This is a genomic window from Shewanella algidipiscicola (genome assembly GCF_003605125.1).
Lineage (GTDB): Bacteria > Pseudomonadota > Gammaproteobacteria > Enterobacterales > Shewanellaceae > Shewanella > Shewanella algidipiscicola.
In genome coordinates, this window is sequence record NZ_QPQT01000014.1 from 63,137 (window position 1) to 80,196 (window position 17,060).

The window sequence follows — 17,060 nt, forward strand, 5'->3', positions numbered from 1 at the left end:
ATGAAAATGATAACTGCTGTTATCGCTGGAGTGATGGCATTTATGTGCAGCTTTCACTTACTGGCAGCCGACACTCTGATACCTGAGCCACAACAATGGCAACCGATACAAATAGAAGTTGTTCAGGGAGATATCCCCGAACTCAGGGGGATGCCGTTACAGGCTCAGTTTCCCGCACCACAACCTTCGGTCAACCAAGAATACATAGAGATCCTCAGCCCTGCTTCATTCTGGGCCGATCTACTAAATTATGGCTTTTTCGGCATGATCGCCTTACTCGCGCTTTTTGTTGTCATCAATGGTAAAGCCAAACTCAACCAAGGCTTTTCTGGTAAAAAAGTCGACCGCTGGAGCGGTATGGATGTTCTCGTACATTGGGTCGGAGCAATTGCCTGCCTAGCACTGGTTATCACAGGTCTCATCATGACCGCCGGCCGCTTTTGGTTAGCCCCCAATATGGGGGCTTACCAATGGTTCGGCTTTATCGATACCTCTGTTGCTCTACATAATCTGATGGCATTTCCCTTCATGCTTGGCTGGGCAGTCATGGTGATAAAGTGGGCTAAAAAACAGTTACCCGAAGCCTGTGATATCGGCTGGCTTAAAGCAGTTGGTGGCTACCTCAATTTTGGGCCCTTTAAAGGTAAACACCCGGATGCCGGTTTCGCTAACGCGGGGGAAAAACTGTGGTTCTGGTGCTTCACCCTCTTTGGTGCATTAATGGTTGGCTCAGGCTTAATCTTGATGTTCCCAAGCTTAGTGGCCACTAAAGATGGTGCAAATTTGGCGCTCATCCTACACCTTGTGAGTGCCTTTGTGCTCGGCGCCTTCACTGTCGTTCATATCTATATGGCCACCGTCATATCTGAAGGCGGTATGGAATGCATGCTCAGCGGTCAATGTGACGAAAACTGGGCAAAACAGCACCATAACCTTTGGTTCAACGAACTCAAAAAATCAAGCAAAGTGTAAAACGATCTCGAGGCTTGGTGCATTAGCGCCGAGCCCTTCCCCCTTACAACCCATGTATGCAATGACTTGCTTAACGACCCTTAACATTAAGAGGTTGGCGGCTTCTTGCATACAAAAAATGGTCTACCACAATGAACATAAACCTTACTCTGCACCAAGGCACTCTCATTTTTGTAATGGGACTGTGTACCACATCGGCTTATGCAACGGAAAACAATACGTTGACGTCACAAGTTGAGGCGCTTAATCAACGTATCGCCCAACTTGAGCAACCTAAAAACCCGTCACAATTTAAAAACAGTCAAATCAGCCTCTACGGCTCTATTCGCCCAACCTTGAGCTATCTTGATGACAATGATGAACATACTTGGGATGTGCGCGATGCGCTATCTCGAATCGGTGTCAAAGCCAGCACAGCATTCGCCGACGGCTGGACAGCGATTGCACTAGGTGAATGGAGTATAGATATCGCCAATTCAGGCGACTTTGGTAATGCCCGGCAGGCTTATGCCGCAATCTCTTCACCATATGGCCAAGTGGCTATTGGCAAGCAGCGACCAGCGCAATACACCTTAGTTGCCGAATATGTGGACATTTTTAACCATGGCAACAGTCCCTATGCGTATGATCACGAAAGTCCATTTTTTGTCGATAATTTTGTGACTTATCAATTAATCACGGGTGATTTTACCTGGATGGCAGGCGCTCAAATTGACGAAGACAGAGGCGATGCAAATGCCGATATGATTAACATTGGGTTGGGTTATGACGTTGGGGCATTACACCTAGGGGTAGGCTATGTCACCCAAGATACCTTAATTAATGATCAGGTTGATGGCGATAACCAAACCCTTGGCGCTGTCGCTGCTTATACCTTCGACAACGGCTTATATCTGGCCGTCAGCTATCAAGATAAGCAGTATAACCTCGACAACCAAGCCCTTAACGCCGACCGAAGTGGTAGCACATTAGATACCGCACTAGCTTATCCACTGAACGATGAATACCAAATTAAATTGGGGTATTTTCAGTTTAAAGATGGCATCGATGGTAACCACTCTGCAAACTACAATGGCTTCAACTCCACACTAGAGTGGAATCCGCTCGATAACGTGCGCGTGCACTTAGAGTATCTCAATAAACAGATCGAAAATGGTCAAGACGATCAAGCTGTCACAATCGGCTTTAGATACGACTTCAACCTCACCTGGCAAGGTTAATTTAGCCCTTTTCTATTAATACTCATCAAAGAGGCCGATCGCCAGCCTCTTTCGCTTAAGCAACGTAATGCTAAGGCTTAGCATCAACAACTGTCACAAAAAAAACATGTAACGCTTTGTTATTTATAGGGTAACAATGTAAAATCACTTCTTTACTCCGCTAAATTTTCCAACTTATTTCATTGAACAAGGCGTTAGAATGGACTCATTTCCAAAATCTCAGATCATCGAATTTGATCGCACTAGCATCAACAGTATCGAGCAAGCATTAACTGAGTATCAAGTCAGGCTAGATGCGCATCAAGCCTTTAACGATGGCCATTTTGATATCGCCTTCATGGATATCAGCTGTGGCCATAGACAACACCTGCAACTGGCAGATACGGCCCATGCCGCTTTAGTCATCAAAGCCCTCAATTTGACGCCTGATGGCGGCTATAACTTACAAGATATCGTCAGTGAAGAGAGCAGCCTGTATATTTCAGAAGCCATTCTATTCGGCCTCGCCCTCGAACATGACGCTCTTAAGCCGCAACTGCGCCGAACCGCGCAAGCCATAGTTGATTATGCGCGTTATGAGAATGACACCAGCGAAATGTGGGTCGATGATATGCGTGTCTTTGGCGCCGAAGCGCTATATATGTTGGCCCAACAAGATGCCGAAGACGCGGTTTATCTGGCACAATTTTTTATTCCCTATTGGGACGATGAGCACGCTACCGGTTATGAACACATGCTGCTCAGCCTTGTCAAGCAGCATGGCTGGTGCGAGGCTATGATGAAAGCATTCATTTGGTGTGACAATACCGCCTTCCGCTTTGCCTTCTACGGTAGTCACTGGGAGGCCACATCTGCGCAATATGAACCGCTAGGGGTATACCTGCAGCAAAATCCACAACACTACCCGCGCTTTATTGAATTAATTAAACAACGCTTTGCCGCGCAACCTATGCTTGCCTACTGCGAAAGTGAAGATCTCGACAGCCAAAATCCGATCTTGGCCATCTACCAAACTCTGTTCCCCGAGTTTTGTAGTTGGGAGGAGGATGAAAACGACATTGAGCTCGGACGTCACTTTATCCATGATAGCCTCGAGAATGAGGCAATGGATCTACAGCTTCAGTTACAAAACGAGCTCGACGGCCCACTGATGGTCTACGCCCAGAGTGTGTATCAACAACAGCAAGATGAACGTCTTTATGATGCCCGCAAGGAAGCACGGCAAGCGGAAATGGGCGGCATTCATATGTTAACCGACTTCATTGCCACCTTAGATAATGGCGAAGCCATACTGGAATATGTGGTACTCAATAAGCAGCCGAGTGTCCTTGATAGCCTTGCCCCCTTCGATATTTGGACACATTGTAAAACCCATGCACCGTCATTATACGATGCCATGGATGACGCCTGTTGGAATAGAGGCAGTCTGGAAAATCTGCGTGAAAACTTGCACGAGGTATTACGCTACCCCGCCAACGATCTACTCGAAGAGGAAGATACTTTCGTTAGGGTTGAATTCGAACATGGCCTCTTGTCAAAAGCCTTTGTTACCCCAGATAAAAACAGTGTCGACCACGTTAAGTCGGCTCATATCATGCTGAGATTTATTGATATTTTTTACCACTTGTTAGGCCAACAGCCCCTATCTTCCCAGCTGTGTGAAATGCTCACGGGTGAAGGCGGCTACCAGGCCGTGATGACCACCGAGGCCTATTTTGCCCGCTATGATCCTGACCCCAGCAGCGCACCCGGCGAGCTTAACAAGCACGAAAAACATAAGCTCGAACAGCTTATCAATAGCTTTTACGATTTAGATGACCCCGTCACCTCCACTATGTTGCAGCAGGCAGATCAGCTGTTCCGTCAACGCGCATGCTATGACACTAACCTATGGCATGAGGATAATCTCGGTACCGATGCACTCAAAGCCTACCTGCTAAAGCAAGATAGCGATAAGCAGATTAATGACAGTTATACCGCAGCGCTGCAAGCGGAATTAACCGGCGTATTCAAGCGCGCGTTAGCCTTACTGCTCGAGCGCGCCGAGATTCAGGGCCAAGGTCATCGTAAAGAGCTAGGATTTACCCCTGCTGAGCTCGAGCAGGTCAGCCATTTTTTCACAGCCGATGAGGCCGAGCTCAGTCAGCAAGGGATCATCGAACTCTTCGATCAACACCTACACAGAGACGAGGTGTGCCGCCGATCTGATCTCTACTTCCCTAAGATCAGTGACAAGCAGATCAGCTACCACTGCTTCAAAGACTATGATGATGATTATCAGCGTGTAGCGATTATCTGCTTCTGGTTGAAACAGTTGCCAATAGCACAGGCTCATATCGCCGAGCGGTTGTGGCAACTGTTAATCGCCATGGCGCCAATGAAGATGATCCGTCACATCAGCCGTCTCTATAGTGAGCATGATTACCGCTTACGGTTTGATAACCCCCTCGATGAGATTAATTTCTATGAGATGCTAAACCACCACGGTATCGCCGAAGATTATACTTTAGCGTTTCAGGTCGAGCAGTCCATCTACAGCTCACAACGTGAGAACGATTACCTTGCTTTAGTCGAACTGATGCAAGCCACGACCCTCAGCGCCCAAGCGGATACCAGCATGATGGGCGCAAGACAACGATCCCAAGCACAGGCGTTGCTGCGGGGACTCGATTATACCTATCAAAGCCATAAGCTGAATTTTCATCAGGATGTCTCGCTCAGATTCCCTGAACTTCCCTTTGCATTAGATGATGATTTTAGACAATGCTTGCGCCACTTTATCGCGCTGAACATCCAATCGTGGGAGAACGTGATTGCGCACACATTTGCCGCATCGACACTGTTTTTTGGCTTTATCGGCGATACCAATGATTTACCCAAGAAGCTGAGACTGCCCGTCAAGTTGCATCCACAGGCCGAGATCAGTCAATCTCGCCATTGCGATAACATGAGTTGGATTAATGTCACCATTGCCCAACGTGTTGGCGACGAGTTGCAACTGTTAGTTGTCGATAAAGCCTCTGCCGCCCAAGAGCAATTCTACTTCGGCGGCCAACTCCTGATCCTTGATAGCAAGGTAGATGCCAGCGCAGTGCTCCATGCTCTGCATCAGTTACCCGACTTAACACAGCGCCAACACATTATCGACAATACCCTCTGGTCTTACTTACAGGGGGAAACCCCCTATGAGGCGATCGCTCCCTTATTTAACGCATATTTATCTACAGAGACCACCGTTGGTGTCGACCAATATCGTTGCTATAGCGTGGGACAGTTTTTGTGGTGCATCGATGTTGAGCGCCGTGAACGACTCATGTTGCTGCTGGCGAATCATAGCTACCGGGCTTACAAGATAATGATGGAGGAACTCGTCAAGGGCTATATGGATAGGCACGTACAAGAGGGCGCTATCGATTTGGCGACGCGCCTAACCCTCGATAGCGACGACTATGAAGATGACGCCTATCTGATGCTAACTGATTGGTTATTAAGCCATGATATTAAGCGTGAATTAATTGTGCTGTTTGCGATTAAAAACTATCACTCAGGCATGGGAGATCGCCTAGCGGCACTCGCCCGTGAAGGGACGCTCAAGCCGATATTGACTTATCTGCATGTGAGTAATCGCGCCGCCTTGGTGGATATCTTAGCCGAGCAAGCCGATGCGGCGACACTACTGACGATATTTAATGGCGATAAGTCACGTCAGGTGCGTGACCGCCTCGCCGCAGTGAGTCCCACTGCGACCGTCGCCATATAATATGCAGTCAGCACGCATATCCTGTGGCCACTGTGGTTAAAGATTCATGACCTTCAGGCTATGTGTTGTCGATAGATTCGCGTTAATCAAACCAAGCGGCGGTTTTTTCTGCCGCTTGGCTTTTGACATGGTCATCGACATACAGACTTACCATGGTCAGCGCCGCGGCAAGCGCGCCTAAATCATCGGTAAAACCGACCAGAGGTGTCAGGTCGGGAATCGCATCGATTGGGGCAATAAAATACGCTAACGCACCAAAAATAATGGTCTTGGCCCATTTAGGGGTGTCGGGACGTTGCGCTGCATAATATAAACACAAGGCATTCTCTATCACCTCACGCCCTGCTTGCTTGGCAAACTGTTTCACCTTTTGCCAAAAACTGGCGTCACTATAGGTGTCGCTGCCATCATTGGACGCATGTTTACTCATGGAAAGCTCCTTAAAAAAATAGGGCAATATCGATGATATTCCCCTATTTTGATGCATTTGACTAGGTCTGTGACCTAACTAGCGTTGATGCTTTGGCGTAGTACCCCAACCATTTTTAACTGGCCGCTTAGCCCCTTTGCCTGCGCCTTGCCCTGCAGGAGCCGATTGGCCTGAACCACTTTTATGGGCCGAGGGCTTCCCCTTGGCTTTAGGTTTACCTGCGTTAGGCTTGCCCGCCTTATCCTTACTCTTACGCTCATCAAACTGATCGGCCGAGAAGCGAGTCACAGCTTTCTTTCCTGCTGGCGTCTTGCCCTTAGCCGGCTTAGCTCTAAAGCCTTGGCGCTCTTGGCGGGTTTCTACCGGCACTAAACAATGGGCGCCGCTACCGATCAACTTCTCTTTGCCCATGGCAATTAAGGCTTCACGGATCATTGGCCAGCCAGCAGGGTCATGGTAACGCAGCAAGGCTTTATGCAGCTTACGTTGACGACCGCCCTTGGGTACTTGGACGGTTTCGCTGGTATGTTTCACATTTTTAAGTGAATTGAGCTCTGTATGATAAATGGTGGTGGCGTTCGCCATCGGCGACGGATAAAAGTTTTGCACCTGATCGAGCTTAAATTTTTGCCCTTTAAGCCACAACGCCAAGTTCACCATATCTTCATCTGTGGTGCCTGGATGCGCCGAAATAAAATAGGGGATCAAATACTGCTTCTTGCCCGCCTCAGCCGAATACTTATCAAACAGTTCTTTAAACTTGTCGTAAGTGCCCATGCCGGGTTTCATCATCTTATTGAGCGGCCCCTCTTCGGTATGCTCGGGGGCAATTTTAAGATAACCGCCCACATGATGACTGGCCAACTCTTTGACGTAGCGTGGATCTTCGGTGGCTAAGTCGTAACGCACACCCGAAGCAATAAGCACTTTTTTAATGCCCGGCACGTCACGTGCCGCGCGATACAGATCGATCGTCGCCTGATGGTCGGTGTCCAGATGACCACAAATGGCCGGGAACACACAGGATAAACGGCGACAGGTCTTTTCGGCTTTTTCGCTCTTACAGCCTAAGCGATACATGTTAGCCGTTGGCCCACCCAAGTCAGATATCACCCCAGTAAAACCGGGCACCTTCTGCTGAATATCTTTGATCTCTTTAATAATAGAGTCTTGCGAGCGGCTCTGAATAATTCGCCCTTCATGCTCAGTAATAGAGCAGAACGAGCAGCCACCAAAGCAACCACGCATAATATTAATCGAGGTCTTGATCATGTCATAAGCGGGGATCTTGGCATCGCCATAGACAGGATGCGGTACCCGTTGATAGGGCAGATCAAATACGCCATCCATCTCATCGGTGTTTAATGGCCATGCTGGCGGATTGACCCAAATCGCGCGCTCGGCGTGAGTCTGAAATAGGGCACGGGCACAACCGGGATTTTGCTCTTGATGCAAAATACGTGATGCATGAGCATAGAGATACTTATCTTCGGCCACTTTTTCATAGCTAGGTAACAACACATAGGTATTTTCCCAAGGCTTAGGCCGAGGTGGCTGCACTGAAATAGCCTTGGGCGCATCGTTGTCGAACACCTTAACATCGCTCGGCCCTGACAGATTTTGACAGCCCACATCGTCGGCACCATAAGGATTAGGAATAGGATCGATTTTATGCAACTGATCTATCTTGCGTGAATCCATGCCCTTCCAACCCGGCAGTGGCTCCTTACGAATCACTGTGGTGCCTCGCACATCATGGATCTCACTAATAGGCTCACCCGCCGCCATGCGGTGCGACAACTCAACCAGCGGACGTTCGGCGTTGCCGTAGACTAAGATATCGGCCTTGGCATCGAGAATGACTGAGCGGCGCACTTTATCTGACCAATAGTCATAATGGGCGATACGGCGCAAGCTCGCCTCGATGCCACCAATGACGACAGGCACTTGCTTAAAGGCTTCTTTGCAGCGCTGGGTATAAACGGTGACGGCGCGATCGGGGCGCTTACCGCCAATATTTCCTGCGGTATAGGCATCATCATGACGCAGGCGACGCTCGGCAGTGTAACGGTTGATCATCGAGTCCATGTTGCCTGCAGTCACGCCGAAATAGAGGTTAGGCTTGCCTAACTTCATGAAGTCATTTTTATTCGACCAATCAGGCTGGGAGATAATGCCAACGCGAAATCCCTGCGCCTCAAGCATACGGCCGATAACGGCCATACCAAAGCTGGGGTGATCCACATAGGCATCACCTGTGACAATAATAATGTCACATGAATCCCAGCCCAGTTTATCCATCTCTTTGCGAGACATAGGCAAAAAAGGTGCCGCCGGTTCGGTACGGCCCAAATACTTGGGATGTGTAAATAACGTGGATTCAACCTGCATGAATAATACTGCCTAACTATCAAACCAATAAATAAGTGTAGTCACTTAGGGAGGTGCCCCAATTGACCTTGTCATTTGCGCCAATTACAGCAATGATGCAACGCTCGCGGCGCAACATCAAAAAGGACGCGGAGTATAACAGCTCCCCCCTCATTATTGCGACCAAAAAAGCAGCAATCTGGTAATATTATGCGCCGATAATAAAATAGCCAATATTAACCACAGATAGCGTAAGGATAACGATCCAGGTCAATAACACTCCCCAAAACCGCCCAACATGATACCCCCCTTGCCCCAAGGTTAACCCTAGCGCATGCAGTACTCTGGCAAGCAGCCAAATTAGCCCTAAAAGATGCAAATAACCATGAGGCAACCCGTTCAGTTCAGCCACCAGCAATAAGATAAGCGCCATAGGCGCATGCTCAATCAGATTACCATGTACTCGGTTGGCAAGCCGCAATGTGGGCTGGTCATCTACCCCTAAACCAACCTTTAAACGCCGCCTTAACTTCACCACACGCAGCGCAAAATAGACCGCCATGATGGCGGTTAATCCGATATATAAACTGGATACTGTGACCGACATTGTCTCTCCTTGATGCTGTGGTTGACACTGTTATCGCGCCACAGCTGTTTTACGAGTAAGTTGCTGAACGCAGCAATTGTAAACCCAAGGTTAACATTAGATGACCCATACAGGTGATGCGCGTTAAAAAAACACCAAGCCGTTAACCTTTTTAACTTAAGATAGGGTAAGATGCGCTCGCTCGAGCACTCCCCATCAGCTTTATCATCACGGAACACGCAATTGGATAGCGAAGAATTTATAGAGAAGCGCAAGTTTATCATTAAGTTAGGTAAGTATTTGCATAAATTTGGCACCCCTGCTTACCGCTTAGAATCTCACCTTCAGACCATCTCTAAATTATTAGGCATTGAGGGATATTTCCTGATATCACCGACGTCGATGACCTTTGTGTTACAGCATGATGCCGACCAAGAATATAACCATGTGGCCCGAGTCAAGCCTGGCGATCTCGATTTAGGCTCGCTAGCGCGAACCGATGAGCTGGTTGGCGAGCTCGTTTCCGGTCAGCGCACCTTGCAAGAGGCCACCGAAAGACTCGAAGAGATTGCTAACAAACCCAGCCCTTACGGCACCCTATTGACCTTATTGGCCTTTGGGTGCTCGGCAGGCGCCTTTGCCATGCTAATGGGCACCAGTTGGCATGACGTATTTTGGTCGGCCACCTTAGGCGTTATGGTGTATGGCCTTGTTTACCGCGCCGAGCACTCGACACGTATTGCCGAAGCCCTAGAACCCTTGGCGGCCATCTTGTGTGCCATCGTCGCCTGCGGCATCGCCTATTTCGACCCTTTCATTAATATTCCGGTGGTGATTCTCTCCGGCATTATTATCTTTGTCCCCGGGCTGGCGTTAACACTGGGCTTAGCCGAATTGGCGGCGCGGGATTTAATTTCGGGCACCGCGCGGATCATGGACGCGTGCATGCTGCTGTTTAAGCTCTATTTTGGCGCCATCTTTGGCATGGTGATTGGCTCGGCAATTTTTGGTGAAACCATCTATTTCGAACCCGATCCCTTGCCTCGCTGGGCCATTTGGTCAGCGGTCCCCATCTTGTCCATGGCATTGGTTATCATCTTCAAGGCACGTTTAAAAGATGCCGCTTGGGGGGTGTTTGCCGGTATTATCGCCTTCTTTTCGGCCATGCTTGCGGGGATCTATTTAGGTGAATCTATCGGCATCTTTTTTGGCGCCTTGGCGGTCGGGATCTATTCCAACTTATATGCTCGTTGGATGAAGGCTCCCGCCTCCATTGCCCTACTGCAGGGGATCGTTATCTTGGTGCCGGGCAGTAAAACCTATATTGGTCTCAATACCCTCATATTGGGTGAAACCATGCTTAACCAATCGCATATTGGCTCGCAAATTTTCTTAATTTTTATGTCACTGATCGCCGGACTCATATTTGCCAACGTCGCTGTACCACCGCGCGGAACCCTATAATCTACGCACTATGCTGATGCAATACGGCGCATGCATCAGCATTTGCGTAAATAAAATCATTACCTTATTTCAATTCCCAGCTTGACTAATACTGACACTGGGTGTGTTATTTAAATGTATCTTTATTGTAAGTCATGGGTACTTTGATCATCACATAACAATAAGGTGGGTCGCTCCATGCCATATGTCGCTCGCTATCTCGCGCTATTAAGTTACCTGCTGCTAGCCCCACTGCATGCGGCGACCTCCCCTGAGCCGACATCTGCGCCAATGAATACCCAAGCAGGATTAGCCAACACAGCACAAACTGATCTCCAAACGGTAAAAACCCCGATCAACAATATCGTTGTCGTCAGCCATGCTATCTTCGATGAGTCCGATCCCGAGGCTTTTTTTATTCACCGCTGGGCCAACTTTCTGCACATCAATACGCGCGAGTCGACCATACTCAGCAAGCTCAGCTTCGACGCTGCCGATCAGGTGTCACAACAAGATATTGAAGAAGCGCAGCGCATCTTAAGGTACGAGCCTTACATCCGCGATGCCCAGATAACATTTGCGCAGCCCGATCCCGATGCGGATCCAACTGGCCCAGGAAAAACAGTATTAGTGGAAACGTGGGATAATTGGTCGCTACTGCCCACGTTTAGCGCCGGCAGAAGCGGCGGTGACAGTAAGCTTGCTATCGGTATTAAAGAAGATAACTTACTCGGTTACGGTATTCGTACTCGATTGAAATATAAAACCAGTACCGATCGCAGCGGCTACCAACTGGCCTTTCAAGCGCCCATGGATAACTGGGTAAAGCGCGCCACCCTCTCTGTCAACTTTTACGACAACAGCGATGGTGAGGCGGCCATGGTTGATTTTACCAAGCCATTTTATACCCTAGATGATACCAACATGTACTCAGGCCAGTATATCAATGATTTACGAACCGATACCCTGCGCCAAAATGGGAACGATGTGAATCAATTTGAGCACCAGATCAATTTCAATAATGTCCAGTATGGTTGGCGCCTAAACAAGGAAAATGACTGGCGTTCTCGTGTGCTGGTGGGGGTCACCCAAGATCAACATAGCTTTGAGCATATCGCCGAATTTACCGATGCGCCGCTGCCACAAGACAGAGATTACCTCTATCCCTGGATAGGCTATCACTACCTGCAAGATGACTTTAAGGTGCTCAATAATGTTTACCTTATCAACTATAACGAAGACATTAATCTCGGTTGGCAACATTATGTCAGTCTTGGTATCGAGACCCAAGACACCGATGACAGCTCCCCAGTTGGCTACCACATCAACTGGCGATCATCTCGGGGTTACCAAAGCGATGCTCAACTACTGCTGATGAACATCGATGGCGAAGGCGTGTTTGCCACCAGCCAACCCGACTATTTTAAGGTGAGTACGACAGCGGAATATTTTTATCAGATGTCGCCTAAGTGGACCGCTTACGCCAAAATGCGCCTGAGCGCATCACAAAATAACTATCTAGATCAAACATTTGCCCTAGGTGACAACACTGGAGTGCGTGGCTACCCAAATGATTACCAGCATGGCGATAATCAATGGTTGTTGACCGCCGAAATTCGTAACTATCCCAATATTAATCTGTATCAACTGGCCGAACTGGGCTGGGCGGTGTTTAGTGATTATGGTCATGCCACTGGCGGAACCGACCAAGATAATGAAGAGTCCGGCCCCATAGGGAGCTTTGGCATTGGTGCCCGCATTTACTCGTCGCGATCCAGTTACGGCAGTGTGGCTCATATCGATTTATCAGTGCCCTTTACCAGTGGCGCCGACGTCAACAGTTGGGAATGGCGCTTTCAAGTAAAACAGCACTTTTAACGGCTAAAGGCAACGCCAGCGTATAAACCTTCAAGGTGATTGCCATAACGATGTGATAAATAGCGACGTTATCACCAAAGCGACATGACTACGATAGCGCCCCCTACAGTGGCCACACCATAAGCAGTAACGGTAAGCTTATCGCCACGACTAACAGCTCTAGCGGCAATCCCATTTTCCAATAATCACCAAAGCGAAATCCCCCCGGCCCTAGGATTAAGGTGTTATTTTGATGCCCAATCGGGGTCAAAAAAGCACACGAGGCGCCGATAGCGACCGACATCAAAAAGGAATCCGGATTCACCCCTAGCTGGCTGGCGGTACTGATGGCAATGGGGCACATTACCGCAGCCGTGGCCGCGTTATTCATAAAGTCCGACAGGCTCATAGTGATAACCAGTATCAAACCCAAGGCAACGACTGGATGACCCTGTGCAAAATTATCGAGCAACGCCTTAGCGAGCAGATCGGCCGCACCAGTCGATGCGGTGACACTTGCAACAGGAATAAGCGCCCCAAGCAAGACGATAACCGACCAATCAACCGCATCGTAGGCGCTCTGCAGCGGTACTATGTTCAGCGCCATATAGGCTAGTACGCCCAAAGCAAACGAGATAGCCGTTGGGATTAAGCCCGTTGCCGCGCCAGTGACAGCCAACACCATAATAAACAATGCCAGCATGACTCTTTTGGTCACTATGATCCCAATCGCACGCTGAGCTAAGGGCATGCAACCTAAACTAGCGGCAAAATCACTTATCGCTTCGAGTTCTCCCTGCATCAGCAACACATCGCCCGCTTCGATGCGCGTTAATCGTAACCGCTTTATCGAACGCCGCCCCCGCCGAGAAATCGCCAGTAAATTAACGCCATAGCGTCCTCTTATCTGCAGCCCCTTTGCGGTTCTGCCACTGATGGCCGATCGCGGCATCACCACTAATTCCTGCAACACTATTTCATCCGATTCTGACTCTTTTTTTACCTCAGCAGGGGCTTCGTCGGCGCTGTCAACTTCGGCCGATTCAGACTGATTTGTCTTATCGACCTTAGGCGGTATGCGATCTTCCACTAATTTAAATTCAAACTTGGACAACACCTGTGACAGCGACTCAGGCTCGGCCTCGATAATCAGAATATCGCCAGCACGTAAAATTCTCGACTGACTCGGTGCAGACACCCTAAATGCATTGCGAACCAAGCCCACGACCTGAGCATCGGTCTCATCCATCTCATGATCAATTTGGCGTAAAGATTTACCCAGCGACTGACTGCCCTCTTCAACCCGCACCTCAGCAAGATAGGTCCCTGTGTCGAAACTGCTGCCAGCCGCCTGTTTGCGCGATGGCACCAAACGCCAACCAATAAGCGCCACAAACACTACGCCCACCACCGCCACGGTTAACCCTACTGGTGTAAAGTCAAACATGGCAAAACCTTGGGAACCTGTCTCGGCGCGAAAGCCAGACACTATGATGTTAGGTGGCGTACCGACGAGGGTCGTCATGCCCCCTAAAATCGTACCAAAAGCCAGTGGCATCAACACTCGTCCCGGTGGCAGTGATAACTTAGTGGCCACTTGTATGGCCACCGGCATCAACAACGCCATCGCGCCGACATTATTCATAAAAGCACTGAACAAGGCGCCTATGCTCATAAGTACAGTGATCATCACTGTGGGGCTGTCGCTGGAGGGCAACATTTTTTGCATCATGGCATCCACCGCACCAGAGAGCTGCAGCCCTTTACTTAACACCAACACGCAAGCCACAGTGATCACCGCTGGATGACCAAAACCTAAAAAAGCTTCTTCAGGGCGGAGTAAACCCAGTAACACACATCCAAGCAACGCCGCCATTGCCACCAGATCATGCCGCCAACGCCCCCAGATAAATAGGATAACGGTTACGGCAAGGACAAGAAAAATCAGCATCTGTGGCTGGGTCATACACATGGCCTACATAATTTTTTAGGTAGCTCAATAACAGTTGATATTCCTACTTTTAGCAAGCCTGAGTGTTCACAAAAACAACCTAACCCAAGGCGCCCACACACCAGCAAACATTGTGTTGCATCATGGTTCTAGCGGCTTTTAACCTGTCTCTCATGGGGTATGAGACAAGCGTGTCATTGAGAGGCGCTAAACCATTGTTATGTCATTGCACCAGCGACCTAAGCCAGATTAATACCTACTGAGGGGGCAAACCGGTCTGTTTGGCATAATACTCTAGAAACAACTCACCCCTGACTCGCAAGTGTTAAGAAAACCTTAAGATTCGCCCACTAGATTGATAAGCATCACCTCATCTGGAATCGACTTTATGAAGCAATTGTTGCTACTGCTTAGCTTGACCTGTTCAAGTTTTCTCTCGCTGCCGACCTATGCCGCGCCTTCGTTATCGCACCCGGTATTAACCTCACAGGGCGAGCAAACCACGCTTAGCGAATTTAAAGGCCAAGTCGTTTATGTCGACTTTTGGGCTTCGTGGTGCGGCCCATGCCGTAAATCTTTTCCTTGGATGAACGCCATGCAAGCTAAATATCAGCAACAAGGACTCGCCATCGTTGCCATTAATTTAGATACCGAAAAAGCGTTAGCGGATAAATTCCTCAGTAAGTTACCGGCGCAGTTTCATGTGCGTTTCGACCCCGAAGGCACCACAGCTCAAGAGTTTAATCTTCAAGGTATGCCAAGCAGCTTTATCTTTAACAAACAAGGTGAGCTCGTTCAGAGCCACATGGGCTTTTTCGAAGAATATGCATCGCAGTATGAGCAAGAGCTCGTGACGCTATTAAAGGAGTAAGCAATGAAAAAAACAATTCTAACTGTGGCCATTATCGCCAGTCTATCGGCCTGCTCTAACCTAGGTGTAGAGCCGTGGGAAAAAGATCAACTGGCCCGTGCCGACATGGCGTTAGATGCCGAAAAGCTCGATTATGCCCTTGATGATCATATCTATTTCAGTAAAGAAGGTACCAGTGGTGGCCGCGCATTTGCGGGGGGAGGTTGCGGATGCAATTAACTAAACATCGTAATATTGCCAGTGCACTGGCAATGGCGAGTTGCTCCTTAGTTGGCCAGCAAGCGCAAGCAACTGAAACGAGCCCTGATGATTGGAAGGTCGATGCCGCCGTAATGTATTACGGCGAACAAGACAGAGTGCAAGCGGTCGAGGCGATAGGTAACGTACAAAAAGCCTTTGGCGACACCTCGCTACTCGACATGAAATTAGTCGTCGACAGCCTAACTGGCGCATCGGCCTCGGGGGCTGTGGCGCAAGACACCAGCCAAACATTCACTCGCCCCTCGGGCAATGGTGAATATGTGGTTGCCCCTGGCGAAACGCCCCTTGATGACACCTTTCATGACACTCGCGTACAAGCTAGCGTCAACTGGAGTGAAACCTTAACCCCGCAATGGAAGGTTAACGGCGGTATTTATGGCTCCAAAGAGTTCGATTATATGTCGATGGGTCTCAATGGCGGCGTAGAGCGCAGCTTTAATAAAGATAATACTACCTTAGCGTTATCTGGCTCCTATACCTATGATGTTATCGATCCCGTTGGCGGCAAACCGGTGGCATTTTCGGCAATGGTGCATCGTGGCGACTTTCAAAATGAAGATGATTATCGCGCGGCGTTCAATAGCACCCGTATCGAGGGCACCGAAGACAAGAGTACCGCCGATCTATTGCTAGGGGTGACTCAAGTGCTTAACCGTCGCTGGTTGTTCCAAGCCAACTACGGCTTATCAAGCGTCTCTGGCTACATGAATGATCCGTACAAAATATTAAGCCAAGTCGATAGCACAGGTACCACCCAAGACTACCTGTATGAAAACAGACCCGATTCGCGCCTAAAGCATAGCGTTTACATGATGACTAAAGGCGCACTGGACTCAGGCGTGGTGGATTTTTCTTATCGTTACAGCACTGACGATTGGGACATTCAATCACACACCTTAGAAACCCACTATCGCTACTATTTCAGTGGTAATTTCTATGGTCAAATTCACTTGCGCTACTATCAACAACAGGCGGCTAACTTTTATCAACCGTTTCTGCTCAGCTCAGACCCACTGCCTGAATATGCCAGCGCCGATTACCGCATTGGTGACATGACCGCTTATACCGTTGGCATTAAATTTGGTCAACGCTTAGCGGGTGGCCATGAAATGAGCTATCGATTGGAGTATTATCAACAAAACCCTGAAAATAATGGCACAGAGTTGATAGGCCAATTGCAAAACTATGATCAATTCCCTCAGGTAAAGGCGATCATGGCGCAATTTAGCTACTCATTTTAGCCAACCTCGTGCCCGCAGATGCGGGCCTTTAAGGATAGCCATGGCACCCAGTGACTCACGTACCGAAATGACGCAGCCCCCTTTAGCGCAGGGTGCAG

Annotated in this window: 12 protein-coding genes; 8 read left to right on the forward strand and 4 right to left on the reverse strand. The window is 48.9% G+C overall.

Annotated features, from left to right (window positions below):
- The 3 genes from DVO77_RS15005 (at nucleotide 1) to DVO77_RS15015 (ending at nucleotide 5,952) form a co-directional block, all read left to right on the forward strand.
- Nucleotides 1–972: a formate dehydrogenase subunit gamma gene (locus DVO77_RS15005; RefSeq protein WP_110459037.1), complete on the forward strand. Its 972-nt coding sequence runs from the start codon at nucleotides 1–3 to the stop codon at nucleotides 970–972.
- Between the two features lie 131 nt (nucleotides 973–1,103).
- A complete protein-coding gene (locus tag DVO77_RS15010) occupies nucleotides 1,104–2,192 on the forward strand; it encodes a porin (protein WP_211328820.1) in 1,089 nt (362 codons plus the stop codon).
- 199 nt (nucleotides 2,193–2,391) lie between these two features.
- Entirely contained in the window at nucleotides 2,392–5,952 is a 3,561-nt protein-coding gene (locus DVO77_RS15015) for a hypothetical protein (protein WP_119978894.1), read from the forward strand.
- Nucleotides 5,953–6,034: 82 nt separating this feature from the next.
- Here the strand turns inward: DVO77_RS15015 and DVO77_RS15020 are convergent, their stop codons facing one another.
- The 3 genes from DVO77_RS15020 to DVO77_RS15030 all read right to left on the reverse strand — a co-directional run bounded on the left by DVO77_RS15020 (nucleotide 6,035) and on the right by DVO77_RS15030 (nucleotide 9,359).
- Nucleotides 6,035–6,382 (reverse strand): YkvA family protein, encoded by a 348-nt coding sequence (locus DVO77_RS15020; protein WP_119978895.1) that lies wholly within the window; start codon nucleotides 6,380–6,382, stop codon nucleotides 6,035–6,037.
- 78 nt (nucleotides 6,383–6,460) lie between these two features.
- A complete protein-coding gene (locus DVO77_RS15025) occupies nucleotides 6,461–8,773 on the reverse strand; it encodes a YgiQ family radical SAM protein (RefSeq protein ID WP_119978896.1) in 2,313 nt (770 codons plus the stop codon).
- A gap of 187 nt (nucleotides 8,774–8,960) precedes the next feature.
- Complete coding sequence (locus DVO77_RS15030; protein ID WP_119978897.1) at nucleotides 8,961–9,359, reverse strand: MAPEG family protein; 399 nt, start codon at nucleotides 9,357–9,359, stop codon at nucleotides 8,961–8,963.
- A 222-nt stretch (nucleotides 9,360–9,581) separates the two neighbouring features.
- Here DVO77_RS15030 and DVO77_RS15035 point away from each other — a divergent pair, with 222 nt between their 5' ends.
- Both DVO77_RS15035 and DVO77_RS15040 read left to right on the forward strand, forming a co-directional pair.
- Nucleotides 9,582–10,802 carry a threonine/serine exporter family protein gene (locus DVO77_RS15035; protein ID WP_119978918.1) on the forward strand — a complete coding sequence of 407 codons (1,221 nt, stop codon included), beginning with the start codon at nucleotides 9,582–9,584 and terminating at the stop codon, nucleotides 10,800–10,802.
- Between the two features lie 270 nt (nucleotides 10,803–11,072).
- Entirely contained in the window at nucleotides 11,073–12,659 is a 1,587-nt protein-coding gene (locus DVO77_RS15040) for a BamA/TamA family outer membrane protein (protein ID WP_119978919.1), read from the forward strand.
- A gap of 103 nt (nucleotides 12,660–12,762) precedes the next feature.
- Here the strand turns inward: DVO77_RS15040 and DVO77_RS15045 are convergent, their stop codons facing one another.
- A complete protein-coding gene (locus tag DVO77_RS15045) occupies nucleotides 12,763–14,604 on the reverse strand; it encodes an SLC13 family permease (protein ID WP_119978898.1) in 1,842 nt (613 codons plus the stop codon).
- A 373-nt stretch (nucleotides 14,605–14,977) separates the two neighbouring features.
- On the opposite strand from DVO77_RS15045, the gene DVO77_RS15050 reads away from it, so the two are divergent.
- From DVO77_RS15050 to DVO77_RS15060, 3 genes are read left to right on the forward strand one after another with little or no spacing between them, the layout of a single operon-like run.
- Nucleotides 14,978–15,460: a TlpA disulfide reductase family protein gene (locus DVO77_RS15050; RefSeq protein WP_110459024.1), complete on the forward strand. Its 483-nt coding sequence runs from the start codon at nucleotides 14,978–14,980 to the stop codon at nucleotides 15,458–15,460.
- A 3-nt stretch (nucleotides 15,461–15,463) separates the two neighbouring features.
- Complete coding sequence (locus DVO77_RS15055) at nucleotides 15,464–15,679, forward strand: DUF4266 domain-containing protein (protein ID WP_119978899.1); 216 nt, start codon at nucleotides 15,464–15,466, stop codon at nucleotides 15,677–15,679.
- Nucleotides 15,670–16,962, forward strand: coding sequence for a DUF3570 domain-containing protein (locus tag DVO77_RS15060; protein WP_110459022.1), 1,293 nt, complete (start codon nucleotides 15,670–15,672; stop codon nucleotides 16,960–16,962). Before DVO77_RS15055 ends, DVO77_RS15060 begins: the two co-directional genes overlap by 10 nt.
- The last annotated feature ends 98 nt before the right edge of the window (nucleotides 16,963–17,060 follow it).

Excerpts from the sequence above, each read along its gene's own strand:
- DVO77_RS15005 (WP_110459037.1), top strand. The coding sequence starts at position 1 with ATGAAAATGATAACTGCTGTTATCGCTGGAGTGATGGCATTTATGTGC.
- DVO77_RS15010 (WP_211328820.1), top strand. The coding sequence starts at position 1,104 with ATGAACATAAACCTTACTCTGCACCAAGGCACTCTCATTTTTGTAATG.
- DVO77_RS15015 (WP_119978894.1), top strand. The coding sequence starts at position 2,392 with ATGGACTCATTTCCAAAATCTCAGATCATCGAATTTGATCGCACTAGC.
- DVO77_RS15020 (WP_119978895.1), bottom strand. The coding sequence starts at position 6,382 with ATGAGTAAACATGCGTCCAATGATGGCAGCGACACCTATAGTGACGCC.
- DVO77_RS15025 (WP_119978896.1), bottom strand. The coding sequence starts at position 8,773 with ATGCAGGTTGAATCCACGTTATTTACACATCCCAAGTATTTGGGCCGT.
- DVO77_RS15030 (WP_119978897.1), bottom strand. The coding sequence starts at position 9,359 with ATGTCGGTCACAGTATCCAGTTTATATATCGGATTAACCGCCATCATG.
- DVO77_RS15040 (WP_119978919.1), top strand. The coding sequence starts at position 11,073 with ATGAATACCCAAGCAGGATTAGCCAACACAGCACAAACTGATCTCCAA.
- DVO77_RS15045 (WP_119978898.1), bottom strand. The coding sequence starts at position 14,604 with ATGACCCAGCCACAGATGCTGATTTTTCTTGTCCTTGCCGTAACCGTT.
- DVO77_RS15050 (WP_110459024.1), top strand. The coding sequence starts at position 14,978 with ATGAAGCAATTGTTGCTACTGCTTAGCTTGACCTGTTCAAGTTTTCTC.
- DVO77_RS15055 (WP_119978899.1), top strand. The coding sequence starts at position 15,464 with ATGAAAAAAACAATTCTAACTGTGGCCATTATCGCCAGTCTATCGGCC.
- DVO77_RS15060 (WP_110459022.1), top strand. The coding sequence starts at position 15,670 with ATGCAATTAACTAAACATCGTAATATTGCCAGTGCACTGGCAATGGCG.